Origin of the sequence: Pseudoalteromonas sp. XMcav1-K (assembly GCF_044005875.1) — a bacterium.
Taxonomy (GTDB): domain Bacteria; phylum Pseudomonadota; class Gammaproteobacteria; order Enterobacterales; family Alteromonadaceae; genus Pseudoalteromonas; species Pseudoalteromonas spongiae.
This window is the reverse complement of the sequence record NZ_JBIPJE010000031.1, coordinates 34,476-59,053: the sequence shown is the minus strand read 5'-3', so window position 1 is coordinate 59,053 and position 24,578 is coordinate 34,476. Positions and strand designations below refer to the sequence as shown.

The following is a 24,578-nucleotide window of genomic DNA, read 5'->3' as shown; positions in this document are numbered from 1 at the left end:
ATTCCCAATAAATATGTCGTGTTTTTCTATTATTCGTTGATTAGTGTTAGCCAGCCGTTGTCATCATCTGTTTGGCCTTTCACTAAATCAAAATACGCTTGTTGTAATTGCTCAGTGATTTCACCGCGCTTACCTGTACCAATTTCAATTTGATCTACGCTACGCACTGGTGTTACTTCTGCTGCTGTGCCTGTCATAAAGAACTCATCTGCAAGGTAAAGCGCTTCACGCGAGATTGATTCTTCACGTACTTCAAAGCCTGCTTTTTTCGCAAGATACATCATGGTATCGCGTGTTAAGCCCGGCAGAATTGCAGCGGTTGTTGGAGGCGTATAAATCACCCCGTTTTTAACAATAAATAGGTTTTCGCCAGCACCTTCACTAAGATAGCCATTTACATCAAGTGCGATACCTTCAACGTAGCCGTTACGTTTTGCTTCACCTGAAATTAGCTGCGATGACAAATAGTTACCACCTGCTTTTGCTGCTGTTGGCATGGTATTCGGTGCTAAACGGTTCCATGATGAAACACACGCATCAACGCCCGCTTCTAATGCGCCGTCACCTAAATACGTACCCCATTCCATTGCGGCAACGGCAACGTCTGCTTTATGTGATTTAGGATTTACGCCTAATCCCACATTGCCTAAAAACGCAAACGGACGTAGGTACGCATTTTTTAAACCGTTTTCACGTACTGCTGCTTTACACGCTTCATTAATTTCATCAGCTGTGTAAGGGATTTGCATACGGTAAATTTTTGCTGAATCAAATAAACGCTTGGTGTGATCTTGCAAACGGAAAATAGCTGGACCATTTGGCGTTTCGTATGCGCGTACACCTTCAAATACTGAGCTACCATAGTGCAGCGCATGACTAAGTACGTGAGTAGTTGCTTGTTCTTGTGCAATAATTTTGCCATTGAACCAAATTAAATCTGACATTCTGTAAAACCTTAAAAAATAATAATTAGCTAGTTGCTGCTATCGATTGTTGTTCAAGTATTTCAACTTGGTTTACTTCAACTAACTTTTTTAATTGTTGTGTTAATAAATAAATAGGTCGGTCACTGTCTACCATCATATTTACAATATACTTTTCTTCGCTAGTCTCAATGTTCATTGAGGTTAAATTAAACCCGCGGTGGCGTGTTACACGTAAAAACCGCTCTAATGCGATACTTTGTTGTTTCACTTCGATTGATAAGTTGTGCTTCATTTTGCCACCTCAGTTAGCATTTGATCATTTGCGGCGCCTGGCGGTACTAATGGCCAAACATTTTCTTTATCATCTATACACGCGTGAAGAATATAAGGGCCTTCACTCGCCACTAATTTATCTATCGCTTCATCGACTTGGTTTGCATGGGTGATGGTTTCACCCGGAATACCAAAAACAGCGGCCAATTGTACAAAATCAGGATTATCTGAAAGATTTGTTTCACTGTAGCGACCATCAAAGAAAAGTTGCTGCCACTGTCTAACCATACCTAAACGCTGGTTATCTAAAATAAGTAGTTTAACGGGTAAGTTGTTACGACGAATTGTGGCTAGCTCTTGAATGTTCATCATGATTGAACCATCGCCAGAAACGGTTAAGACAAAGTCGTTAGGACGAGCGATTTGCGCACCGATTGCGGCGGGTAAACCAAAGCCCATAGTGCCTGCACCGCCACTGCTTAAATGATTACTTGGATGTGAAAACGTCATATGTTGCGCAACCCACATTTGGTGCTGACCAACATCGCAGCACACCACGCCATTATTTGGCATTAAACGGCTTAAGCGGTTTAATAAATAAGGGGCATATACTTTTTCACCAGGGTAGTCATAGCGCCATGCATATTGCTGTTGCATGTGACTGATATGCGCCAACCATTCTGGATTACTTTTGTGCGTCGCTAAATGCGGTAATGAATCTTTTAAATCAGCAACCAGTGAGGCATTAACTGGTTTTCGCTTACCTACCTCAGCAGCATCAACATCTAAATGGATAACCTTAGCTTTACTGGCAAATTTAGCAAGGTTACCTGTTACACGGTCGTCAAAACGAGCACCAATACACACTAGCAAATCGCATTCTTGCACTGCTAAGTTAGCTGCTTGACCGCCGTGCATGCCCAGCATTCCGAGGTTATAGGCATAATCAGGTGTCACAGACCCAAGCGCTTTTAATGTGCTTACAGCAGGCATATTAGTCGCTTTTAAGAATTGCATAAGCTCATCTTGTGCATCTGCCATTTGTACACCGCCACCCACATACGCCAGTGGTTTTTTCGCTTGGCTTAGTAGTTCATTAGCTTTGGTTAGTTCCAATTGGCTCAATTCAGGTTTGTAGTCGTCTGCCGCAAGCCAAGGATGATAATTAACAGCGCCCATTTGGATATCTTTTGGAATATCAACAAGCACGGGGCCTGGTCGGCCTGATTGCGCTAAATGCATCGCTTCTTGTAAAACCTCGGCTAAATCTTCAGCTCGTTCTACCATGTAGCTGTGTTTAGTACAGCTCAGTGACATACCTAACACATCAACTTCTTGAAAAGCATCTGAGCCAATCGCAGCGGTAGGTACTTGGCCGGTAATTGCAAGCAGTGGTACAGAATCCATCATGGCATCGGCAAGTGCGGTGATAAGGTTTGTCGCACCAGGGCCTGAAGTTGCAAAACAAACCCCTAGTTTGCCCGTGCTTCTGGCATAACCAACAGCGGCAAAACCAGCGCCTTGTTCATGACGGGTTAGATAGTGAGTAACAGGCGAGCCATACAACGCATCGTAAATTGGCATAATCGCACCACCAGGGTAACCAAATACCTCTTTCACGCCATGTTTGGCTAATAAATCGATTGTTAACTCTGCACCTGTCATTTTCTCTACCCTGTGATGTTTACTTCTTGCTCATTTTCTTACTGCCAAAAAAAAGCCCCCGGACTTTTCAGTTCGGGGGCTCTCTCAATGCTTAACTTTTGCTACAGCACTACGAAGCCCCCGCGGTAATAATAATCACCACGTTAATAATTAGGACTAATACGTTTACTGTTTTAAACATGTGTTTAAGCAACCATAAATTCTTTACAAAAATAGCCAAGCGTTCGTCTGCTTGGCCTCTTTTTTATTAGTATCGTTTATGAGCAAAAAAGTCAATCAAGAAATCTATGCATTTTTAAATCAATAGAATTAACTTAAAACCAAGATAAGCATAAAAAAACACGCAAAAAGAATAAAAAATCCATTTTATACAATTTTAAAGATTATGTATGCTAAGACTAAAGCTTATTTGAATATCGCTTTATTTTTAAAAGTCTTATAACTTTTTTGTTAATAATTAGGCAAAGACTAATATTGCACTATCAAGTACACTGATACGCAAAATTAATTATTAACGCAAGGATCTGCAATGCGACTTTTCTTAATTACGCGAATACTGCTACTACCAATTTTGTTACTCGGTTTAGCTCAACCAGTATTTGCAAACAGCAATATCAACCCAAGTCTTTGGAAAATTGAAAAAAATGGCGTGACATCTTATTTACTTGGCACTGTTCACTTGGGTGATCAGCAAATGGCGGGATTACCAAGCTACGTAAAAAGCGCGATTGAAAAAACCGACAAAATGGTTGTTGAGGTTGATCTATCTAAGGTGAACCCAATAGAACAGCAGCAAGTAATGATGAACTATATGCTGCTCCCTGCAGGTAAAACATTACAGTCAGAGCTATCTGCTAAAAATTACAAAGCGCTAAGCAATTATATGGCGAAATTAGGCCTAGGTATGGAGCTATTTCAACAGATGCAGCCCTTTGCTGTAATGCTACAGATCACCCTAATGGAATACCAAAAAGCAGGTTATCAAGACTCCTTTGGTATCGACAAGCAAGTAATGAATGTCGCGCAACGTTTGCAAATTCCGATTATGCAACTAGAAACGCTAGAGCAACAAATGGGAATGTTTAAAGGGTTTAGCAAACATAACAACAAAATGATTGAAGACGGTTTAAAAGAACTGGCTGATATGGATAAGTACTTTAATCGTCTGATTGGTAACTGGAAGCGAGGCAACGATAGCGCACTTGAAAACTACTACCGCGAAACCTTTACGGGTGACAGCTACAGCGCGTTAACTGAAAAAGTACTGCTTACTGATCGCAATAACAACTGGGTAGATCAGTTAAAGGCTCCTCTAACCAAACAACCACATTTTATTGCTGTTGGCGCACTTCATTTATACGGCCCACAAGGTTTATTAAAGCTTCTTGAAAAGGAAGGCTTTAAACTTTCGAAAAAAAATAAATAATTTTTTAAACCTTTTTAATTGATGCCTGCGTCTAACTAAATAACAAACAGTTAAAACTGATTAAGCGCAGTCATCAAAAGGAATAATCATCATGAAAAAATTAGCGTTAGCAATGACATTAATCGCCGCAAGTATCTCAACTAATCTTTATGCTGGCGATGAAAAACGTATTACTGAAACTCTTACATTAAACCAAGGCCAAAATCTTGAAATTGATTTCCCTGTGGGCAGCATCGAAATTATCACTGTAGATAGCAACGAGCTTAGCATTGAAATTGAAATTGAGGGCAAAGACGAAGGCTGGTTTTCAAAAAATCGTGATGTATCAAATATAGAACTAAGTAAACGCGTTCGTGATAACCGTATTTCACTGGAAATTGATGAAGAAAACTTAAGTCAAGAATGGGTTGTAAAAGTGCCAAAGCATGCAGCGATCGACATTGAAATTGGCGTTGGCAGCATTGATGTAGAAAAACTTGAAAACTCACTTGAAGCAGAAGTAGGTGTTGGTTCAATTCGTGTCGATACAGTACTTGATGACTTTAAGCGCATCGAACTATCAACAGGCGTTGGCGATACTAGCATTAAAGGCTTTAGTGGTGACTTAGAAAGCACACGTAATATTGTTAGCTCTGAAACACGTTACTCTGGCGCAGGTGAGCACAGCATTGAAGCCGAAGTAGGTGTAGGTGATATCAAAGTGCGTAAATAAAATACGCAACAAGTAACTAAAAAAGGCGCGTTAAGCGCCTTTTTTATTATTTAGATTTTTTGTTCGCCGTGAACATCGGCCAATGTAAACTTGGCATTGCTATCGCCAAACACATACACAGAACAGCTTCCCCAAGACTCAGGAATTTGCCATTTATTGCCTGACTCAACCAAAAATTGGGAATGATGATTATCACAACGCACTTCAAGATTAGTTAAATTGCCTTCCACATTATCAATAATAAAAGCACTGCGTTCGAGCTGATAGCTCCAAAAATCACGCTTACTTATTTGTGCATTAATTATAATAGGTTTGTCGCTTTTTAAATACGCAGTTACTTGATTGTAGTAAGGCGTAAGCATCGCCAACTTTTCATTTTCAGGGTAATGCCTTTTAAGTGTTGTAAAAATCGAACGCGCATCACCATATTCCTGTAGCTCTACCGCTAAACTAAATGCACGCGCAGCAAGCGAGCTGTATTGTGCTTCCTTTTGTAAGTCGTTATAAGACAAAACCTTTTTAATTGCTGCTAGCTCGGCCTTTGGGTTGGTATTTTTTTCAGCGATAAGGGAGGTAAGAATTGAATAATACATATCTTCATACGCATTCCAACGACCTTTTTCTTCGATCTTCTTCGCTATTTCTTCGGCCTCAGCGACTTTATTTTCCTCTAAAAAATCCATTGCCGAGCGATATTGCCTAAAGAACCACTTTGATGCACCTTTGGGGACATTACTTAATTTAAAGTCCAATTGTACTTGATTTCGACATTGCTGAATTGGCTTTCCATCTTTAGTGGCTGGTGAGTATTTCCACTTTTTGATTGAGCGCAGTGCATACTTTTCAAATGCCTCATTAGAGGAATCTTCAACAATAACATTAGATGTTGAACCGTCTGGTTCGACTACAAAACTTAGCTGCACCCAACCTTCTTTACCGTCACGCGCAGCATTGATTGGATATTTAGGCGGCACACGTTTAATTGCCTCAGCATTGACAATGGTATTTAAGTGAAGTTGTTCGGTTTTGTTTGCTAAATCAGATGTATCAGCTGCACTCAAGACACTTGCAGACAGCGTTATAAGCGGTAATAGAATCATTATCTAAGTCCTTTTATATTAATGGCGTTCACCAACTCTTTACGTCTATATTCAAATATTGCGCTGAACAAATGATATACTAATAAGGCGACTTTTATCTGATAATATTGCGTTACACCGATAATTTTAGGCCTAGTTAGCATGGCGTTAAGCCCACTAGAGTGATAACGATTACAGTGAGTTGGAGTTACTCTTCGTTAAAGTAGATTACAATACTGCCGCCACTAAGTACACTACCCTCGTTGTAATGCAAGCCAATGCCGATATTATCAAACCAAGATGTCCATGGCCGAGTGTCGATTAATAAGCCGCCACCGTACTCATAATAATGGCCAGTGCTAAAGGCGCTACGTGCGTCTCCACCCAAATCAACACGTTGAAATTTAAGATAGATTGACTCTGTATGTTTTAATTTTTGGTCGAGCTTTATGGTTGCCCTGACGCTATTCGCAAAATACCAACCTGATGGGGTTGAATCACGTGTTGCATCATCACCACCAAATCCTTTACCAAAGAAGTGATTATAGCTCGATTTAACTAACCAATGCCCCCAACGACTGGCTTTTCTGCGACTGAGAGTTAACCCCATATCGGTTAAAACTGAGTTTGCAGTTGTATTAAAATAAATACCTTCCACTTCTGCTTTGGCGGCGCGGCTTTCAGGGCTGTTGTAGTCATGAATATTGTCGTAATGCATAACATGCGCACCAATTGAGCCTTCTAACAACCAATTATCGTAACGATACAGCGCTGTTTCATAATCGGCATAAGCGGTGAAGATTTGATCATGGCTGTCGTCAGGTATAGCCACATCATCCAGCAATATGTCTTGCGATTGTGAAATATAAGAAAAGTGCGTATTTACGCGTGAATCTTCGTCTAACGTGTAGGTATAAGGCAGTGCAAATACTTGTAGCTGAGTTCTTAAATTTACATTTTTATCGCCTGCATCATCACCGAGTTGCTCTAAAATATTAACCGGGTCAAAATTACCAAAGCCAAAGCGCACAACGTCAGAGTCACTTAATACTACCGAGGACGCAAACGATTCCTCATAGGTTTTTTTCACCGATGCATCGCATGGCAAGCTTATAACAACGCACAACAGAAATACTAACTTTCTCACAACTAACTATTTTTACTTAATTTCAACCGCAATAGCCGCTAGTTATATCATTAAACATCACGCGATTACATTGCTCTAAAATAAATTTTATTGACATTTAGACGTCCAAAATGTTTCAATTGCCGCTCAATCACCCTATTTTACGTTAGTGGCTATTTAAAATAGCGGCTAGCTTAGGGCTGGAAGAGGTGCGTTATTCAGGTAATTCAGTTGAGGGGAGCAAACTCCAATGACACTGAATGAGGGGAATTAACGCCGAGAGATAAGCTTTTTTGCTGATAACTTATCTCGGGCGCTTGGGCTGAATCCCGGCGACTGTCACCAATTACTTGTATTAAGTAAATATGTTTGGTGGAGAGCTTCTGGTCTTAGAAAAATAAGGCCATTCGCCTTATCTATTTTTTAAGTCCATTGCTCTTCGAATTTTTAGTTGTTCGAAGCTGGACTAAGCCTTTCTCTTATCCCTTCTTCGAACACATATTAAGTTCGCTAGAGATGAAATCACAATTTAATTTAACGCAGTACCCGCTGTGGACTGCATTAGTCACCCCTTTCACTGAGACGGGTGAAGTTGACTATGACAATCTTGCGCAATTAGTAGCAGATCAACAAGATGCCAACAATGGCATTTTATTACTCGGCAGCACAGGTGAAGGTTTAGCATTAACCATCGCAGAGCAGCAGCAAATCGTGCGTTTTGTCTGTGACTTATCACCGACGGTACCTTTGATGGTTGCTGTAGGCGGGGTCAACTTACCGCAACAACTTGAGTGGTTAGAATTCTGTAACCAACAACCGATTGACGCACTATTACTAGGTTCACCACTTTACGCCAAACCCGGCATTAAAGGCCAAATTCAGTGGTTTGATGCATTACTTAGTGCCACAGAGCTTCCCTGCATGTTGTATAACGTGCCAGGACGCAGCGCCGTGGCACTTGCTCCTGAACTGTTATCCGCATTAAGTCATCACACTAACTTATGGGCTTTAAAAGAAGCTAGTGGTGACATTAGTAAATTTGAAGTATTTAGAAGCAGCAATCCTAATGTAGCTATTTACAGTGGCGATGATGCCTTAATGCCATATTTTGCCCAAGCTGGCGCAAAAGGTTTAGTATCGGTTGCTGCTAACGCATGGCCTAAACAAACCGCAGAGTTTGTTCGCAGATCGCTTTTAGGCACACCAAACCTGTTTACTACTTGGAGCGACGCGGTAAATAGCTTATTTGAAGTAGCTAACCCTGTGCCGGTAAAAGTGCTAATGCACCAACAAGGCAAGCTCAACACCCCAAATTTACGTCCACCGCTTACCCATCATGAGCTGGAATCACCTGCAGCAATTCTCGCTGCTAATCAAACAATTTTATCTTGGAATTAAGAGAGAAGTACTATGAACTGGCAAGAACTATTAAAAAACCTAGAAAACGGCACCTTACGCGCAGCAAACCAAGATGAAAATGGTAACTGGCACGCGAACGTTGAAGTTAAAAAAGGCATTTTAGATGTTTTCAAAAATGGTACTAACACTGAGTTTCCAGGTGGTTTTGTAGATAAAGATAACCTTGCTGTACGCGGCTTTTCTGCACAAGAAGGTGTACGCATGGTGCCAGGTGGTACGAGTGTTCGCCCAGGTGCCTATGTTGCAAGCGGCACAGTGATTATGCCACCAGCCTATGTGAATATTGGCGCTTACATCGATACCGGCACTATGGTTGATAGCCATGCATTAGTAGGCTCATGCGCTCAAATTGGTAAAAACGTACATTTAAGTGCTGCAGTGCAAATTGGCGGTGTATTAGAGCCTGTTGGCGCAAGCCCTGTAGTAATTGAAGATGATGCATTTATCGGCGCAGGTTGTGTCATCGTTGAAGGCGTTGTAGTTAAAAAAGGTGCGGTACTAGCACCTGGCGTGCGTCTTTCTGCGACTATTCCTGTTTATGACTGTGTAAATGAGCGCGTTTTAGAAAAAGGCGAACCAATTCCAGAAAATGCGATTGTTATTCCAGGTTCACGCCCTTCATCAAGTGAATGGGGCCGCGAGCAAGGCTTAAGCATGTCATGTGCGCTTATCGTTAAATATCGTGATGAACAAAGCGATGCATCATTAGAACTGGAAGAGGCTTTACGTTAATGAGCTTTTTGAGCACACCACAACGTCAATTACTTGCAGAGCTTTGCCAACAAACAGATCTGCCATTTTATCTATACGATTTAGATAAGCTAGAAGCGCATCTAACGCAGCTTACATCACAAAATGTGGTGAAACTGTGGTACGCAGTAAAAGCAAACCCGCTTTCAGCGATTATCCAAACGTTAGATAAATGTGGCTTTGACTTTGATGTAGCAAGCAGCGGTGAACTAAACCAAGTTTTAGCCCAAGGCATAGACGCAAAACGTGTGCTCAACACTGGACCTGCAAAATCGAAAAAGCAGATCCGGCACTTTCTCGATAAAGGTGTTCGCACCTTTGTCGCTGAAAGTCACAACCAAGTGGCTTGGTTAAACCAAGCTGCTAGTGAACATAACCTAACCCTGCGCATTTTATTGCGAGTGCAATTGCGCTGGCCAGACAGTGAAAAGAATCCTCTTGGTGGCGATAGCTTAACACCGTTTGGCCTTGGCTGTGACGAATGGTCCACGTTGAATATTGCCGATTACCCAGCGCTCGACTTTGCTGGTTTACATATTTTTCAGTGGGGCAATATGCTCAGCACAGAGAAGCTAGCTGAGCTTTGGCGTGCCATGATTGCACCATTACAAAGTTTAAGTAAGCAACTCGGATTTGATCTACGTATTTTAGATTTAGGCGGCGGCCTAGGCATTCCTTATTGCACATCAAGCACAGAGCTTGTCTGGCAGGAATTAGTAGATGCATTGGCAACAATAAAGCACTCGGTAGGTTGCGAAGAGCTTTGGATGGAACTCGGCCGTTATGCGGTTGGCGAAGTGGGTTTTTATGCCAATCCTGTCGTTGAACAAAAGCAAAACTACGGTGCTAATCAACTTATTGTTGCTGGCGGCATTAACCACATTTTACGCCCTGCGGTTACCAATCAGGCATTCCCTGCGGAGTTATTGCGTGAAACAGACAGCAAAACTAAACCCTATTTAGTGCACGGACCGCTTTGTACAGCACTAGATAGCTTAGGCGAGTTTGAATTAGCCAACGATATTAACGACACTGACTGGCTTATTTTTTCCCAATGTGGCGCGTATGGCTTTACTGAAAGTATGCCGTACTTTTTATGCCATGAATTACCCGCAGAATTTGTCGTAAAAAATGGCGTCGTAACATGTGTCAGACAAAGCGAAAGCGCTGATTATTACTTGAGGTAACTATGAACCTAATCACCCAAGAAAACATTCAAGTTGGTGAAATTGCCAACGGCTTACCGCTGACTATTCCGGTTTATCGCCTCAAAGGAAACGGCACAGGGCCAAATGTGTATATTCAAGCCAATATGCATGGTGCAGAAGTACAAGGCAACGCGGTGATATATCAGTTACTTGAAAAACTGAAGCGCGAGACGTTGGCATCAAACATTACCTTAGTGCCTTATGCAAACCCAATTGGTTGCAACCAAAAGTCAGGAGAGTTTACCCTAGGACGATTTGATCCAATTACGGGTACCAACTGGAACCGTATGTATCAAAACCACTCGGCTTTGGTCGATGGCTTTGTTGTGGAATATCAGGATGCTGATATCGCAACAATTAAAAGTGCGTTTAAATCGCGCCTAATAAATGCAACTGCCGAAATTTTAGAAGGGCCAAGTTACGCACTCAATACGGGTAAGCGAATTGCTTTAAACTTACAAAAATTAGCGCATCAGGCAGACATTGTGCTCGACCTACACACAGGGCCAATCTCAGCGAAGCATTTATATTGCCCAGAATATGCTAAAGACAGTGCCCGTTATTTTGATATTGAGCATGTGTTACTTATTCCAAATGAATTTGATGGCGCAATGGACGAAGCGAATTTTTGTCCATGGTGGCAACTAAGCCAAGCCTATAAAAAAACAGGTCGCGACATTCCCGTTTTAGTGGAAGCCTTTACCGTTGAGCTAGGTTCACAAGAAAAGATTGACCTGACAGAAGCCGCTAACGATGCAAACAGCATACTAAGCTATTTAACGTATAAAGAAGCATTACAAGATTCTCATTACCAGCCACAAGCCATTACCCGCTACGCCTGTTATTTAGATGATTATCTTGCGTATTACGCGCCCATGGGTGGCATGGTTGAATACACAGCAGCGCTCGGTAGCCACGTAAAAGCAGGCGATACCATTGCCAAAATTTTACGTATGGAACGCTATTTATCTGAACAGCCACTAAATGAAATTACCCTAGAGCAAGATGGCATAGCAATTTTGCACTTTGCGTCAGCCAGCGTAAATCAAGGCACTGAGCTTTATAAATTTTTTACAAACTACTTTGAATTGTAACAGTTGCGTGAGAAGTCCCCTTTGGGGCACAAGGCGGCAAATATGCCGCCTTTTTTATGTTTCTAAAATGGTTATAATAAAAGCTCACTCATTTTAGGGATATAATTAATGCGCCTTTTAGCTTCTAGCTTAATACTCTCACTGGCCAGCTCGCTTGCATTTGCAAACGACGACCCTTCTGAAAAAGAACTCGCCAAGCAATGTATTCTTAACGAACTTGCTGCAGGCGATGATTCGCAAACACTTGCTGAAGTTAAGAAAAAGTGTTTGAAAATAACAGATATGGATGACATGTCGGCAATTGATAAACGCGTTATCCGAGAAAAAGTTACCACCAACAATCCCAATGTAATTACGCCACATAATCGCAACTATATTCTACCTGTGACTTACATGGATCGCCCAAAGAACACGCCTGCAGAAAGCGATCCTAACTTAAAAGGTGCGCCTTTAGATGAGTTAGAAGCTAAGTTTCAGCTGTCGTTAAAAGTGCCGCTATACCAAGTTAAGTCTGATATCGACCAAGCATTTTATTTTGGTTTTACCATGCAGTCGTATTGGCAACTCTACAATAATGATATTTCATCGCCATTTCGAGAAACCAACTATCAACCCGAAGTATTTTGGATGAATTTACTGGACGATGAAAATCGTTTATGGGGTGACGAAATGGGCATAGTGCTTGGTTTTGAACACCAATCAAATGGCCGAAATATTCCACTTTCACGTTCATGGAATCGAATTTATGCGAACCTGTTTTGGGAGCAAGATGGCTTTGTGTTTAGCTTTAGGCCTTGGTACCGCATCCCTGAAGAAGAAAGACGCAACGAAGATGACCCAACTGGTGATGATAACCCAGATATTGATGACTACATGGGACACTTTGAGTTTGCAACGATTTATCGCTATGAAGAACATGAATTTACCGTAATGTTACGCAACAACTTAAAGTCAGATAACAAAGGTGCAGTGCAGCTTGATTGGTCATTCCCTGCGTGGGGTCGTTTACGAGGTTACGCGCAATATTACAATGGTTATGGCGAAAGTTTAATTGATTACAACCAACACATTGAACGCTTTGGTGTAGGTATTTTATTAACTGACTTTTTATAATTTCATACCAATTCTGTTAACTATGTGATCAGGGATAGCGCTGGATAAATGAAATGGTAACAAGGCGGAATTTTTCTTATGTAGTTGTTCTACATTGATAAATTCTAACGCAGTTAGCATGATATTTAGCCCGCTAGGATGATTAGCTACTTAAGCGAATTGGTATCAGAGCATTTCGTTAAATTTCAAACATAAAAAAAACCAGCCTAGGCTGGTTTTTTTTATTACAAAACGAAATCGCTATTACGATTTTTTCGCTTCGCGGCTAGCACGCTTACGCTCGCTTTCAGTAAGAAGTTTCTTACGAATACGAATGCTTTCAGGCGTTACTTCTACTAGCTCATCATCATCGATAAACTCAAGCGCTTGCTCAAGAGACATAATGATTGGTGGCACAAGGTTTTGTGCTTCATCAGTACCTGATGCACGAACGTTAGTAAGTTGCTTACCTTTAAGTGCGTTAACTGTAAGGTCGTTATCTCGTGCGTGAATACCAATGATCATACCTTCGTATACTTCCACACCGTGACCGATAAATAGTTTACCGCGGTCTTGTAGGTTGAATAGTGCGTTAGTAAGCGCTTTACCTGTTGCGTTAGCAATAAGTACACCGTTCTTACGCTGACCAATGTTACCGCCTTTGTGAGGACCGTAGTGATCGAACGTGTGGTACATTAAACCTGAACCAGACGTTAGTGTCATAAAGTCAGTTTGGAAACCGATTAGACCACGTGAAGGCATCATAAAGTCCATACGGATACGGCCTTTACCATCTGGTGCCATATCAGTCATTTCAGCTTTACGCAGACCAAGTTGTTCCATGATAGAACCTTGGTGCTCTTCTTCAACGTCAACTGTTACTGTTTCATATGGTTCTTCTAATTGACCATCTACTTCGCGAAGGATTACTTCTGGACGAGATACTGCAAGCTCGTAACCTTCACGACGCATGTTCTCGATTAAGATACCTAGGTGAAGTTCACCACGACCTGATACGCGGAAGCTATCTGGGTTATCTGTTTCTTCAACACGTAGTGCAACGTTGTGAACTAGTTCAGCTTGTAAACGCTCAAGAATGTTACGTGAAGTAACGAATTTACCTTCTTGACCTGAGAAAGGTGAAGTATTTACAGAGAACGTCATGGTTACTGTTGGTTCATCAACAGAAAGTGCAGGAAGTGCTTCAACTTGGTTTACATCACATACTGTGTCTGAGATTTTAAGCTCACCCAAACCTGTAATTGCAATGATGTCGCCAGCTTGCGCTTGTTCAGCTTCGTGACGATCAAGACCTAAATAAGTAAGTACCTGGCCTACTTTACCGTTACGCTTAGAACCATCAGCACCAACAATTGTTACTTGCTGGTTAACTTTAACCGTACCACGCTTAATACGACCTACACCGATAACACCGATGTATGAGTTGTAGTCAAGCTGTGAAATTTGCATTTGGAATGCGCCTTCAGGATCGGCATCTGGCTTTTCTACTTGATCAACAATTGCTTCAAACATAGGTTGCATGTTGTCTGACGGTGAGTCTAGATCTAATGTTGCCCAACCATTGATTGCTGACGCGTAAATAACTTGGAAGTCTAACTGGTCATCAGTTGCACCTAAGTTATCGAAAAGGTCGAATACTTGGTCCATAACCCAATCAGGGCGTGCGCCTGGCTTGTCAATTTTGTTGATAACAACGATAGGCTTAAGACCTAATGCGAATGCTTTTTGCGTTACGAAACGCGTTTGTGGCATTGGACCTTCTTGTGCATCAACAAGTAGTAATACTGAATCAACCATTGAAAGAACACGTTCTACTTCACCACCGAAGTCAGCGTGTCCCGGAGTGTCCACGATATTAATGTGGTAGTCATTCCACTCGATTGCTGTATTTTTAGCTAGGATTGTAATACCGCGCTCTTTCTCGATATCATTTGAATCCATTACACGTTCTTCATTACCGCCACGTGTTTCTAATGTACCTGATTGCTCAAGTAGCTTATCAACTAGTGTTGTTTTACCGTGGTCAACGTGCGCGATAATCGCAATATTACGTAATTTTTCGATACTCATATTTTTACTCAAGTTAGTGCTCTGGATAGAAGCTACGGATTATCTAATAGGCACAATACCCATCAAAGCCCGCTAAAAATCTAAGCTAAACACCTTTTATGTCATCTTAATGATGACCTCAAAAGGGTCTGCGCCTGCAAAAAAGTGGCATATTATCCCCTATTACTGTGACAGATGAAAGTTTAGACAGAATAAAAATAGCTGATTTTTGCGATATTTTTGTCACATTACTGGTTTATTTAAAAAAAACGATTTTGACCTTGCGATTTTAGCCGTGTTTTCTAGACTTTATCGCGCACCACATCAGTGCAAGCAGGGATCTTTTTGGTGCATCAAAATGGTGCAAAGTAAATCGAGCTTACTAAAAAACATTAATATTCATTGAGTTACAAAACTGGCACAAAAGCCGCTTTATAGACAGCGATTTCACAATTAAAAACAACACACGGTTGGAGGACACCATGTCACATACGGTTTTACAATTTATCAAGGAAAACGACGTTAAGTTTGTTGACCTACGTTTCACAGATACAAAAGGTAAAGAGCAGCACGTTTCTATTCCTCATCACCAAGCTGACGAAGATTTCTTTGAAGATGGTAAAATGTTCGATGGTTCTTCAATTGCTGGTTGGAAAGGCATTAACGAATCAGACATGGTATTAATGCCAGATGCAGATTCAGCTAAACTAGACCCTTTTGCTGAAGAAGCAACACTAATCGTACGTTGTGACGTAGTAGAGCCTTCAACACTACAAGGTTATGAGCGCGACCCTCGTTCTGTTGCTAAACGCGCAGAAGAATACATGCGTTCAACTGGTATCGCAGATACTGTACTTTTCGGTCCTGAGCCAGAGTTTTTCCTATTTGACGATGTTAAGTACAAAACTGACATGTCTGGTTCTATGTACAAAATCGATGCTGAAGAAGCGTCATGGAACTCAGACAAAGACTACGAAGGCGGCAACTCAGGTCACCGTCCAGGTGTTAAAGGCGGTTACTTCCCAGTAGCACCAGTAGATTCATCACAAGACTGGCGTTCAGCTACTTGTCTAGTGCTAGAAGAATTAGGTCAAGTTGTTGAAGCTCACCACCATGAAGTAGCAACAGCTGGTCAAAACGAAATTGCAACTCGCTTTAATACAATGGTAATCAAAGCGGACGAAATTCAAGAAATGAAATATGTTATTCACAACATGGCTCACCTTTACGGTAAAACGGCTACATTTATGCCTAAGCCAATTGTTGGTGATAACGGTTCAGGTATGCACTGTCACCAATCACTTGCTAAAGATGGTCAAAACATCTTCGCTGGTGACAAGTACGGCGGTCTATCTGAAGAAGCACTTTACTACATCGGTGGTATTATCAAGCACGCTCGCGCAATCAATGCATTTGCCAACGCGTCAACTAACTCATACAAGCGTCTAGTACCTGGTTTTGAAGCTCCGGTAATGCTTGCATACTCTGCACGTAACCGTTCTGCATCAATTCGTATTCCAGTAGTACCATCTGCAAAAGCACGTCGTATCGAAGTTCGCTTCCCAGATCCGACAGCTAACCCATACTTAGCATTCTCAGCAATGTTAATGGCTGGCCTTGACGGTATTAAAAATAAGATCCACCCAGGTGAAGCAATGGATAAAGATCTATACGATCTGCCAGCTGAAGAAGCAGCTGAAATCCCAACTGTTGCAGCTTCATTAGACGAAGCACTTGCAGCACTTGATGCTGACCGTGAGTTCTTAACTCAAGGTGGTGTATTCACTGACGACTTAATCGATGCTTACATCGCACTTAAGTCGAAAGAAGTAGAAAAATTAAACATGACAACTCACCCAGTTGAGTTTGAAATGTACTACAGCGTGTAATAATTTCACGCCTCCAGAATCAATTTATTGTTTCAATGTGTGTTCCTAAGCCCGTTCTGCGGGCTTTTTTTGTGGAAAAATAAATATATATATTATACATTTGTACCATCTGAACCTTATCATATTGTTTCGCTAGGTGTTTTATAACTAGTTTGTCTGTAAAACAGGCGAATTTTTTCGTTCAGTACTAAAATAAAAAATAACATATCTAAGCAAGGAGCTGATGTGGCTTTTAAAAGCGCGCTGCTATCACTTTTAATTTTTATCATGTTACTTCCAGTAACAAACGCCACTGCGAAAGAAATTTATATGTGGCGCGATGAAAACGGTGTTTTAGTATTCTCAGATACGAAACGTCCGGGTGCAAAAGTGATCTCTTTAGCTGACGATAAAGCAACCAGCATGAAAAAAGCGGATACATCCATCTTTGATAAACCGGATGACCCCAATAAAAAAATAGAATACGGTGTTGAGATTGTATCGCCAAGTCATGAAGAAACGATTCGTGATAACACTGGTTCTCTCCATGTTTCTATTCGCATAACACCAAGCTTTAATCCCAAATATAAAGTACAGCTATTATTTAATGGCAAACGCAACACCCCACCGCAATCCAAATCGGTTTTTGTAATGCGTAATGTAGACCGCGGCGCACATACAATACAAGCGCAACTATTTGATGAAAAAGGCAATACTGTTGCTACCAGCGAGCAAATCACCTTCTTTATGCACCGCGCAAGCAGTATCGCAAAATAACTCTCTAAATACGCTCATTGCGGAACGCTTCTTGCTTTTTCTAATTAAACATCAATTTACATTGATTTTAATTAAAATAGCGCACTAAAATGGTGCAATGATGCTTAAAGACTTATCCAGCTACATTAAACTACTAGAAAATCTTACAAGCTGTGTATTGTTAGTCGATGGTGACTTTAAACTTCACTACGCAAATACCAGCGCAAGCGAATTATTTGGCATCAGTACCAAACGCATTGTCACAACCAATTTTAAACAACTATTTCATTATCACTCGATTGATTTACATAAAATCTTAGAAAATACCTTTCTCAGTGGTAACGACTGTGTTCAACATCGCGCCAATGTGGTATTTAACGATGGTCGACATGCAACCATTAGCCTTTCTGCGCGTCGCGTCGAATTAGATAACCAGCTTTTAATGCTGCTTGAATGCCGTTCACTCAATCAAGAGCTCAAGCATGATCAGGCTTCACATCAAATGCACCAACAAAGTGCAGCGCGTAATTTAATCCGTGGCCTCGCCCATGAAATCAAAAACCCGCTAGGCGGAATTCGCGGTGCAGCGCAATTACTACAATATGAGAGCGATCAGCAAGAACGCGAACAATGCGCCAATTTAATTATCGAACAAGCCGATCGTCTCACTGAGCTTGTTGACCGACTACTTGGGCCAAACCAGCTTCCAAACAAAGAGTGGATAAATATTCACCAAACTTTAGAGTCAGTGATAAAACTAAGCTTGTTAGACAATCAACACAAAATAAAACTCGTTAAAGATTACGATCCGAGTATTCCCGATGTATTTATCGATAACGGTAAAATTCAGCAAGTGTTGCTCAACATTGTTAAAAATGCGCAACATGCACTCAATAAACTGGCTGAGCTTGGCACAATAACGTTAAAAACTCGAGTTAAGCACCATGTACGCTTACATAACAAAGCATTTAAAAATGCCCTCATCATTCAAGTTATCGACAACGGCCCGGGCATTGATGAAGCGCTAAAAGAAACCCTATTTTTTCCTATGGTCACCAACAAAGACGGCGGCTCAGGTTTAGGGCTAGCCATTGCACAAACGCTTATTGACCAACATCAAGGCTATATTGAATGTGATAGTTGGCCAGGTCACACCGAATTTAATATTTATCTACCCCTGTCTATGGAGAAGCCATAATGAAAACCGTTTGGTTAGTTGACGATGACGCTTCGATTCGCTTTGTACTAGAAAAAGCACTTAAGCGCGCAGGATTTAATACCGAATCATTCGCCAGTGCAGAAGCGGCAGCCTCTGCGCTTGAATACGATCAACCAACCGTACTGATTTCAGATGTGCGCATGCCAGGCCAAGATGGCATGTCATTGCTTGAAAATATTGTTGAGCAAAATCCAGGCTTGCCGGTGATTATTATGACCGCCCACTCCGATCTCGATTCAGCGGTACAGGCTTTCCAAAAAGGGGCATTTGAATATTTAGCAAAGCCATTTGATTTAAATGAAGCTGTTTCACTTGTTGAAAGCGCATGTCGCGCCAACACACGCGTTAAAGTAAAGCCGAAAAAAGTCGAGAAAAAAGCACCTGACATTATTGGCGAAGCGCCCGCCATGCAGGAAGTATTCAGAGCCATAGGTAAACTCAGCGCTTCAAGTATGAGCGTACTTATCAACGGTGAATCCGGTACGGGTAAAGAACTGGTTGCAGGCGCACTGCATAATCACAGTCCGCGCCGCGAAAAAACTTTTATTGCGCTCAATATGGCAGCAATTCCAAAAGACTTAGTTGAATCAGAACTGTTTGGCCATGAAAAAGGGGCATTTACCGGTGCCGATAGCGTGCGTAAAGGCCGCTTTGAACAAGCTAATGGCGGTACACTGTTTTTAGATGAAATAGGTGATATGCCGCTGGATGTGCAAACTCGGTTACTACGCGTACTGGCCGACGGTGAATTTTATCGTGTCGGTGGCCATCAAAGCATTAAAGTAGATGTACGCATCATTGCCGCAACCCACCAAAACCTTGAAAAATTGGCTCGCGAAGGAAAATTTAGAGAAGATTTATTTCACCGCTTAAATGTAGTCCGCTTAAAACTGCCACCACTGCGCGAACGCAGCGTCGATATTGAAAAGTTAGCCAATTACTTTTTGAGTCGCAGTGCGAAAGAACTTAAAGTCGACAGCAAAATCCTGTCTAAAGAAGCTGCCAATAAAATGATGGAATTTACATGGCCGGGGAATGTGCGTCAGCTCGAAAATACCTGCCGTTGGCTCACGGTGATGACCCCAGGTCAGCTTATTAGCGTTGAAGATTTACCAAGCGAAATTACCGAAAAAGCAAGCCATAGTGGCGATAGCCATGATTCAAACTGGCAACAGCAATTTCAACTGTGGTTTGAAAACGAGCTAAAACAAGGTAAACACAATATCTGGCCCGATATACAAAACAAAATTGAAAGCCAAATTATTAAAAGTGCGCTTAAACACAGCAACGGCCACAAACAAGATGCCGCGCACTTAATCGGTTGGGGGCGTAATACTCTAACCCGCAAACTTAAAGAGCTCAATATCGATTGACTACTTTAGGTTTAGCTAAAAAATAGTAAAGGCACTTTAATCTGAAGTAACCACCTGTTTTTAATCATTTTGCGCTGGCAAGACGCGCCATTTAGTGCAATATTTAAAGTTCTAATAAAACAGCACCGCCTCAGGAAGTTGAATGCTTAGCACGGAGTCTTTACTTACTAACTTTTCCAAACGTTATAAAACAGCGCTTTTTGCAATTGCGGTGCTCATTTCATGTGCGTTTTTAATTATTACCCTGCAACAACAGCAACAAGAAAGCTATGCCAGTATTGTTAATAGTGCCGGCGAGCAACGAATGTTATCCCAGCGTATTGCCTTATTTGCTCAACGTGAGCCGACCGAATACCATCAACAACAACTTGCGAAGGCCGCAGAAAAGCTACTAAGTAATCAAACACAGCTACTCAAACAACTTGAGCTGTTTGACGAAAGTACTCAGCAAAAAATTAAACAAATTTACTTTGCTGATAACCAGCTGCAAGCAACCCTTGAAACCTACGCAAACGCTGCATTATCTCTCTCACAAGGGAAAACGCTTTCGACCTCACAAAGTAGTTTATTTACAACAGATAAAACCGACCAAATACTCACTCAATTAGACCGAGTTGTTAGTGTATTTGAAAACGCTGTTATACTTGACAAACAAACGCAGAATGAGCTGATTTATATTACTTGGATTGGCTCACTGTTATGCCTGCTTGGGCTTGCATTTTCGCTACTAAAACCAACGCAATCTTGGCTTGCAGATACCTACTCTAAACTGCTAACGCAACGTAATCGGGCATCTGATTTTGAATTCGCAATCAATAAACATTCCGCAGTTTTGCGAGTTGATAACCAAACAAACATTTTGTACTGCAATAAAATGTTCACGCATTTTTATGGTTATGAGCAAAATGAGATTATTGGCCATTCAACGCGTACGCTCAGAAGTTATTACCATGACGACACCCTTTATCAAGAAATAACCGATGCCATCACAAAACATACGGTATGGCATGGCGAACTATGCAATAAAGCTAAAGATGGGCGCTTTTATTGGTTTAGCACCACCATAGTGCCGCTGCGCAGTAATGATGAGCAAAAAGACACATCAATCATTATTCAAAACGATATTACTGAGCAAAAGCATGCCGAGTTAGCGTTTAAACGTCTACATGAGATAACCAGTGATATCAATGCAAGCATCGATGATAAAATGAACGCCATGCTAACACTCGGTTGTGATATTTTTCAGCTACCGCTTGGCATAGTAAGTGAAATTTCAAACAACTATAAAGTGCTATACGCCAAAAGCCCAAATAATGAAATTTCACCAAATGATCAATTTGATTTTGAGAATACATACTGCTTTCACACCTTTAATGCTGACCAAGCAATTGCATTTCATCATGTGGCAAAAAGTGAAATTGCAACGCATCCTTGTTATTTAAACTTTAGCCTAGAAAGTTATATTGGCTGCCCTATATTTGTCGATGGCAAGCGCTTTGGCACACTAAACTTTTCAAGCCCTGATGCATCATCGCACCCGTTTACTAATAGCGATCTCGAGTTGATCCGGTTATTTGCCCACTGGATTGGCTTTGAGTTAACGCGCGCAGCGCAACAAAACAAATTGCTTTCACAGCGTCAGTTAATGGAAGAAATGAGTGAGCAAGCACTAATTGGCGCGTGGGAATATAACGTAACAAACAATTCGTTATATTGGTCACATATGACCAAAAAAATCCACGATGTCAGTGACAACTTTGAACCACAAGTTGTAACAGCAATTGACTACTACAAGCCTGGCGAAAACCGTGACCGCATCGCCAAATTAATGGCAAACGCAATTGAGCATGGCACACCTTTCCAAGAAGAGCTTCAAATAATCACAGCTAAAGGCAACGAGAAGTGGGTTGCGGCACGCGCTCAACCAGAAATGCACAATGGCCAATGCCTACGTGTATTTGGTTCATTCCAAGATATTACCGACCGAGTTTTAGCGCGAGATAATTTAACCGATACTAACCAGCGCTTACAGTTTGTGCTGCAATCTACCAGTGTGGGTATTTGGGATTGGGACGTTGATAGCGGAAAAACCACCTTTAATGATCGCTGGGCGACCATGATTGGCTATACGCTTGATGAATTAGCACCCACCTCAGTTGATACTTGGATGAGCTTGCTACACCCCGATGATTTAGCTAAAGCAGAAAAGCAATTACAGCGTCACTGGCAGGGAGAAGACGAACACTATAGCTGTGAAACCCGTATGAAACATAAAAACGGCGAATGGGTTTGGGTACTCGACACCGGAAAAATAGTTGAATGGCATGCCGATGGTTCGCCAAAGCGGATGATCGGCACACACCTCGATATTCATCAGTCGAAACAAGCTGAACTCGAAATTCAAGATAAAAACGAGCGCATGGCACTTGCCGCTGATTCCGCAGGCATTGGTATTTGGGACTACAACGTACAAACCCAAGCATTAACTTGGGATACGTGGATGTTTAAGTTGTACGGAGTTGATGATGACCAATTTATCGGGGCATATGAAGCGTGGGAAAACGGGTTACATCCCGATGACAAAGCCGACGCTGTTGCCGCACTCACACACGCATTAGAAACCAATTCTAAATTTGATACTGAATTTAGAATTATCACACCAGCAGGTGAAACACGCTATATAAAAGCGTCTGCAATTAATAAGCTCGATGGCAACGGGCAAGTTTCCAATATGATCGGAGTAAACTACGATATAACCGAGCGTGTTAAAAATGAGTTAGCACTCACTAAAGCCAAAGTTAACGCCGAAGCTGCCATGGTAGCCAAAGATGAATTTTTAGCTAGTATGAGCCATGAAATTCGTACGCCAATGAATGGCGTTATTGGTATGCTTGAGTTAATGCAAGATAGTCCACTCAATGATGAGCAAACACACCGCTTAACCATCGCCAAAAATAGTGCAAATTCTCTTTTAAATCTGATTAACGATATTCTCGATTTTTCAAAAATAGAAGCTGATAAATTGGAGCTGGAGCAAATTCAATTTGATTTACACCTGTTACTTTCTGAGCTTGTTGAGCTATTTGCTACTCGCGCAGAGCAAAAACAGCTTGAGCTTATTTTAGATACGGTCAATTTAAATGAGCATTTCGTAATCGGCGATCCTGGACGAATTCGCCAAATTCTGAGTAACTTAATCGGCAATGCCATTAAATTTACTCACCAAGGCGAAATCATTGTGAGTGCCGCTCTATGCGATGACAGTGAACACTATTGGCGTCTCACCTTAGCGGTAAAAGATACTGGCATTGGTATTTCTAAAGAAAAACATCAACATGTATTTGAGCTATTCAGCCAAGAAGATTCTTCAACCACACGTAATTATGGCGGCACCGGGCTTGGTTTAGCTATCGTAAAGCGGTTATGTAATCACATGGATGGCGATATTAGCTTGACCAGTGCCACAAACAAAGGCAGCGAGTTTGTTTGTAATTTACGTATTAAAAAGGCAAATCAGAGCTCGCTTTCTCAGCCTAATGTAGCAATAAGTGGATTAAATATTTTAGTTGTCGATGATAATGAAACTAACTGTGAAATATTAGCAAAGCAGCTTAAAAACTGGGGCGCCAAGGTTACTACGTTTTCAAACGGACAAGAAGCCTTAGCGCGATGTAATGCACTCAAAGCGAGCGAAACGTTATTTGATGTAGCGATACTTGATATGCAAATGCCAATAATGAGTGGTGAAATGCTGGCTAAAGAGCTTAAAGCAGATAACCAACTGGCTGCTATTAAGTTGATTATGATGACCTCAATGCAACATAAAGGCGATGCTAAGCGTTTTGCAGAGATTGGCTTTGATGGCTATTTTCCAAAACCTGCGACCAGTGCGGATCTGCGCGCGGCTTTACAGATTATTGTCGATAACGGCGAACCGTTAAAACACGCTGAACCACTGTTAACACGCCACTACATTAATGAACTAAATAACACCAAGGTTAAGCCTAGCAGCAAGGAGTTACCACAACTTAATGCGTTGTTAGTTGAGGATAATAAAGTAAACCAAATGGTTGCAAAAGGTATTTTGTCTAAGCTCAAGCTAACTTGTGAGATCGCTGAAAACGGCCTTGATGCAGTAAATAAGCTAAAAGCACAATCAACACCGTACGACGTAATTTTTATGGATATTCAAATGCCGGAAATGGATGGTTACCAAGCAACAAATGCCATACGACAAAACCAATGTGGTGAACAACACCAGCACACAACCATTATTGCGATGACTGCCAATGCGATGGAAGGTGATAAAGAAAAGTGCTTAGCAGCAGGCATGAATGAGTATATTTCAAAGCCGATTTCAATTGACGATGTTAAAGATACTCTGCACTTACTGTTTTCTTCACCAACGTAAATTCAATAATGCCATAAAAAACGGGATATTTGATTCTATAACCTAAGATAATACGCAACCTCAGATATGGATAACAAATTATGCGAACCAATAGAATTGCCACTATTTTTA

At 41.4% G+C, this 24,578-nt stretch carries 18 protein-coding genes and 1 riboswitch; of the genes, 12 read left to right on the top strand and 6 right to left on the bottom strand.

What is annotated here, in order from left to right; translation table 11 throughout:
* Window positions 1-29: 29 nt before the first annotated feature.
* The 3 genes from ACHSBP_RS04915 to ilvG are packed head-to-tail and all read right to left on the bottom strand — an operon-like array spanning window position 30 to window position 2,864.
* A complete protein-coding gene (locus ACHSBP_RS04915; RefSeq protein ID WP_395388254.1) occupies window positions 30-944 on the bottom strand; it encodes a branched-chain amino acid transaminase in 915 nt (304 codons plus the stop codon).
* Between the two features lie 25 nt (window positions 945-969).
* Window positions 970-1,218 (bottom strand): acetolactate synthase 2 small subunit, encoded by a 249-nt coding sequence (ilvM, locus tag ACHSBP_RS04910; protein WP_010561632.1) that lies wholly within the window; start codon window positions 1,216-1,218, stop codon window positions 970-972.
* Window positions 1,215-2,864 carry an acetolactate synthase 2 catalytic subunit gene (gene ilvG, locus ACHSBP_RS04905; RefSeq protein WP_395388253.1) on the bottom strand — a complete coding sequence of 550 codons (1,650 nt, stop codon included), beginning with the start codon at window positions 2,862-2,864 and terminating at the stop codon, window positions 1,215-1,217. Before ilvG ends, ilvM begins: the two co-directional genes overlap by 4 nt.
* Before the next feature lie 529 nt (window positions 2,865-3,393).
* On the opposite strand from ilvG, the gene ACHSBP_RS04900 reads away from it, so the two are divergent.
* Together ACHSBP_RS04900 and ACHSBP_RS04895 are read left to right on the top strand one after the other, a co-directional pair.
* The gene (locus ACHSBP_RS04900) at window positions 3,394-4,290 is read left to right on the top strand and encodes a TraB/GumN family protein (RefSeq protein WP_395388252.1); all 897 of its coding nucleotides are present in this window, start codon (window positions 3,394-3,396) and stop codon (window positions 4,288-4,290) included.
* Window positions 4,291-4,381: 91 nt separating this feature from the next.
* A complete protein-coding gene (locus ACHSBP_RS04895) occupies window positions 4,382-5,002 on the top strand; it encodes a hypothetical protein (protein WP_395388251.1) in 621 nt (206 codons plus the stop codon).
* A 50-nt stretch (window positions 5,003-5,052) separates the two neighbouring features.
* On the opposite strand, the gene ACHSBP_RS04890 is transcribed toward ACHSBP_RS04895, so the two are convergent.
* Together ACHSBP_RS04890 and ACHSBP_RS04885 are read right to left on the bottom strand one after the other, a co-directional pair.
* The gene (locus ACHSBP_RS04890) at window positions 5,053-6,102 is read right to left on the bottom strand and encodes an energy transducer TonB (RefSeq protein ID WP_395388250.1); all 1,050 of its coding nucleotides are present in this window, start codon (window positions 6,100-6,102) and stop codon (window positions 5,053-5,055) included.
* A 187-nt stretch (window positions 6,103-6,289) separates the two neighbouring features.
* Window positions 6,290-7,228 carry a Solitary outer membrane autotransporter beta-barrel domain gene (locus ACHSBP_RS04885; RefSeq protein WP_395388249.1) on the bottom strand — a complete coding sequence of 313 codons (939 nt, stop codon included), beginning with the start codon at window positions 7,226-7,228 and terminating at the stop codon, window positions 6,290-6,292.
* Window positions 7,229-7,403: 175 nt separating this feature from the next.
* A riboswitch (Lysine riboswitch) is annotated at window positions 7,404-7,598 on the top strand.
* A 125-nt stretch (window positions 7,599-7,723) separates the two neighbouring features.
* Between ACHSBP_RS04885 and dapA the strand changes: the two genes are divergently transcribed.
* The 5 genes from dapA (at window position 7,724) to ACHSBP_RS04860 (ending at window position 12,791) form a co-directional block, all read left to right on the top strand.
* Complete coding sequence (gene dapA / locus ACHSBP_RS04880) at window positions 7,724-8,605, top strand: 4-hydroxy-tetrahydrodipicolinate synthase (RefSeq protein ID WP_100914243.1); 882 nt, start codon at window positions 7,724-7,726, stop codon at window positions 8,603-8,605.
* Between the two features lie 12 nt (window positions 8,606-8,617).
* Window positions 8,618-9,358 (top strand): 2,3,4,5-tetrahydropyridine-2,6-dicarboxylate N-succinyltransferase, encoded by a 741-nt coding sequence (locus ACHSBP_RS04875; protein ID WP_010561625.1) that lies wholly within the window; start codon window positions 8,618-8,620, stop codon window positions 9,356-9,358.
* Window positions 9,358-10,563 (top strand): PLP-dependent decarboxylase, encoded by a 1,206-nt coding sequence (locus ACHSBP_RS04870; protein ID WP_010561624.1) that lies wholly within the window; start codon window positions 9,358-9,360, stop codon window positions 10,561-10,563. Before ACHSBP_RS04875 ends, ACHSBP_RS04870 begins: the two co-directional genes overlap by 1 nt.
* Window positions 10,564-10,565: 2 nt before the next feature.
* The gene (locus tag ACHSBP_RS04865) at window positions 10,566-11,678 is read left to right on the top strand and encodes a succinylglutamate desuccinylase/aspartoacylase family protein (RefSeq protein ID WP_010561623.1); all 1,113 of its coding nucleotides are present in this window, start codon (window positions 10,566-10,568) and stop codon (window positions 11,676-11,678) included.
* A 108-nt stretch (window positions 11,679-11,786) separates the two neighbouring features.
* A complete protein-coding gene (locus ACHSBP_RS04860; RefSeq protein ID WP_010561622.1) occupies window positions 11,787-12,791 on the top strand; it encodes a phospholipase A in 1,005 nt (334 codons plus the stop codon).
* 243 nt (window positions 12,792-13,034) lie between these two features.
* On the opposite strand, the gene typA is transcribed toward ACHSBP_RS04860, so the two are convergent.
* Window positions 13,035-14,861 (bottom strand): translational GTPase TypA, encoded by a 1,827-nt coding sequence (gene typA, locus ACHSBP_RS04855; protein WP_010561621.1) that lies wholly within the window; start codon window positions 14,859-14,861, stop codon window positions 13,035-13,037.
* A gap of 461 nt (window positions 14,862-15,322) precedes the next feature.
* Here typA and glnA point away from each other — a divergent pair, with 461 nt between their 5' ends.
* The 5 genes from glnA to ACHSBP_RS04830 all read left to right on the top strand — a co-directional run bounded on the left by glnA (window position 15,323) and on the right by ACHSBP_RS04830 (window position 24,467).
* The gene (glnA, locus tag ACHSBP_RS04850) at window positions 15,323-16,729 is read left to right on the top strand and encodes a glutamate--ammonia ligase (protein ID WP_010561620.1); all 1,407 of its coding nucleotides are present in this window, start codon (window positions 15,323-15,325) and stop codon (window positions 16,727-16,729) included.
* Window positions 16,730-16,954: 225 nt separating this feature from the next.
* Window positions 16,955-17,485: a DUF4124 domain-containing protein gene (locus tag ACHSBP_RS04845; protein ID WP_395388248.1), complete on the top strand. Its 531-nt coding sequence runs from the start codon at window positions 16,955-16,957 to the stop codon at window positions 17,483-17,485.
* A 100-nt stretch (window positions 17,486-17,585) separates the two neighbouring features.
* On the top strand, window positions 17,586-18,662 hold the full coding sequence (gene glnL / locus ACHSBP_RS04840; RefSeq protein ID WP_138629625.1) for a nitrogen regulation protein NR(II): 1,077 nt from the start codon (window positions 17,586-17,588) through the stop codon (window positions 18,660-18,662).
* A complete protein-coding gene (glnG, locus tag ACHSBP_RS04835) occupies window positions 18,662-20,056 on the top strand; it encodes a nitrogen regulation protein NR(I) (protein ID WP_010561617.1) in 1,395 nt (464 codons plus the stop codon). Before glnL ends, glnG begins: the two co-directional genes overlap by 1 nt.
* Before the next feature lie 142 nt (window positions 20,057-20,198).
* Window positions 20,199-24,467: a PAS domain-containing protein gene (locus tag ACHSBP_RS04830; RefSeq protein ID WP_395388247.1), complete on the top strand. Its 4,269-nt coding sequence runs from the start codon at window positions 20,199-20,201 to the stop codon at window positions 24,465-24,467.
* The last annotated feature ends 111 nt before the right edge of the window (window positions 24,468-24,578 follow it).

Excerpts from the sequence above, each read along its gene's own strand:
- ACHSBP_RS04915 (WP_395388254.1), bottom strand. The coding sequence starts at position 944 with ATGTCAGATTTAATTTGGTTCAATGGCAAAATTATTGCACAAGAACAA.
- ilvM (WP_010561632.1), bottom strand. The coding sequence starts at position 1,218 with ATGAAGCACAACTTATCAATCGAAGTGAAACAACAAAGTATCGCATTA.
- ilvG (WP_395388253.1), bottom strand. The coding sequence starts at position 2,864 with ATGACAGGTGCAGAGTTAACAATCGATTTATTAGCCAAACATGGCGTG.
- ACHSBP_RS04900 (WP_395388252.1), top strand. The coding sequence starts at position 3,394 with ATGCGACTTTTCTTAATTACGCGAATACTGCTACTACCAATTTTGTTA.
- ACHSBP_RS04895 (WP_395388251.1), top strand. The coding sequence starts at position 4,382 with ATGAAAAAATTAGCGTTAGCAATGACATTAATCGCCGCAAGTATCTCA.
- ACHSBP_RS04890 (WP_395388250.1), bottom strand. The coding sequence starts at position 6,102 with ATGATTCTATTACCGCTTATAACGCTGTCTGCAAGTGTCTTGAGTGCA.
- dapA (WP_100914243.1), top strand. The coding sequence starts at position 7,724 with ATGAAATCACAATTTAATTTAACGCAGTACCCGCTGTGGACTGCATTA.
- ACHSBP_RS04875 (WP_010561625.1), top strand. The coding sequence starts at position 8,618 with ATGAACTGGCAAGAACTATTAAAAAACCTAGAAAACGGCACCTTACGC.
- ACHSBP_RS04870 (WP_010561624.1), top strand. The coding sequence starts at position 9,358 with ATGAGCTTTTTGAGCACACCACAACGTCAATTACTTGCAGAGCTTTGC.
- ACHSBP_RS04865 (WP_010561623.1), top strand. The coding sequence starts at position 10,566 with ATGAACCTAATCACCCAAGAAAACATTCAAGTTGGTGAAATTGCCAAC.
- ACHSBP_RS04860 (WP_010561622.1), top strand. The coding sequence starts at position 11,787 with ATGCGCCTTTTAGCTTCTAGCTTAATACTCTCACTGGCCAGCTCGCTT.
- typA (WP_010561621.1), bottom strand. The coding sequence starts at position 14,861 with ATGAGTATCGAAAAATTACGTAATATTGCGATTATCGCGCACGTTGAC.
- glnA (WP_010561620.1), top strand. The coding sequence starts at position 15,323 with ATGTCACATACGGTTTTACAATTTATCAAGGAAAACGACGTTAAGTTT.
- glnL (WP_138629625.1), top strand. The coding sequence starts at position 17,586 with ATGCTTAAAGACTTATCCAGCTACATTAAACTACTAGAAAATCTTACA.
- glnG (WP_010561617.1), top strand. The coding sequence starts at position 18,662 with ATGAAAACCGTTTGGTTAGTTGACGATGACGCTTCGATTCGCTTTGTA.
- ACHSBP_RS04830 (WP_395388247.1), top strand. The coding sequence starts at position 20,199 with ATGCTTAGCACGGAGTCTTTACTTACTAACTTTTCCAAACGTTATAAA.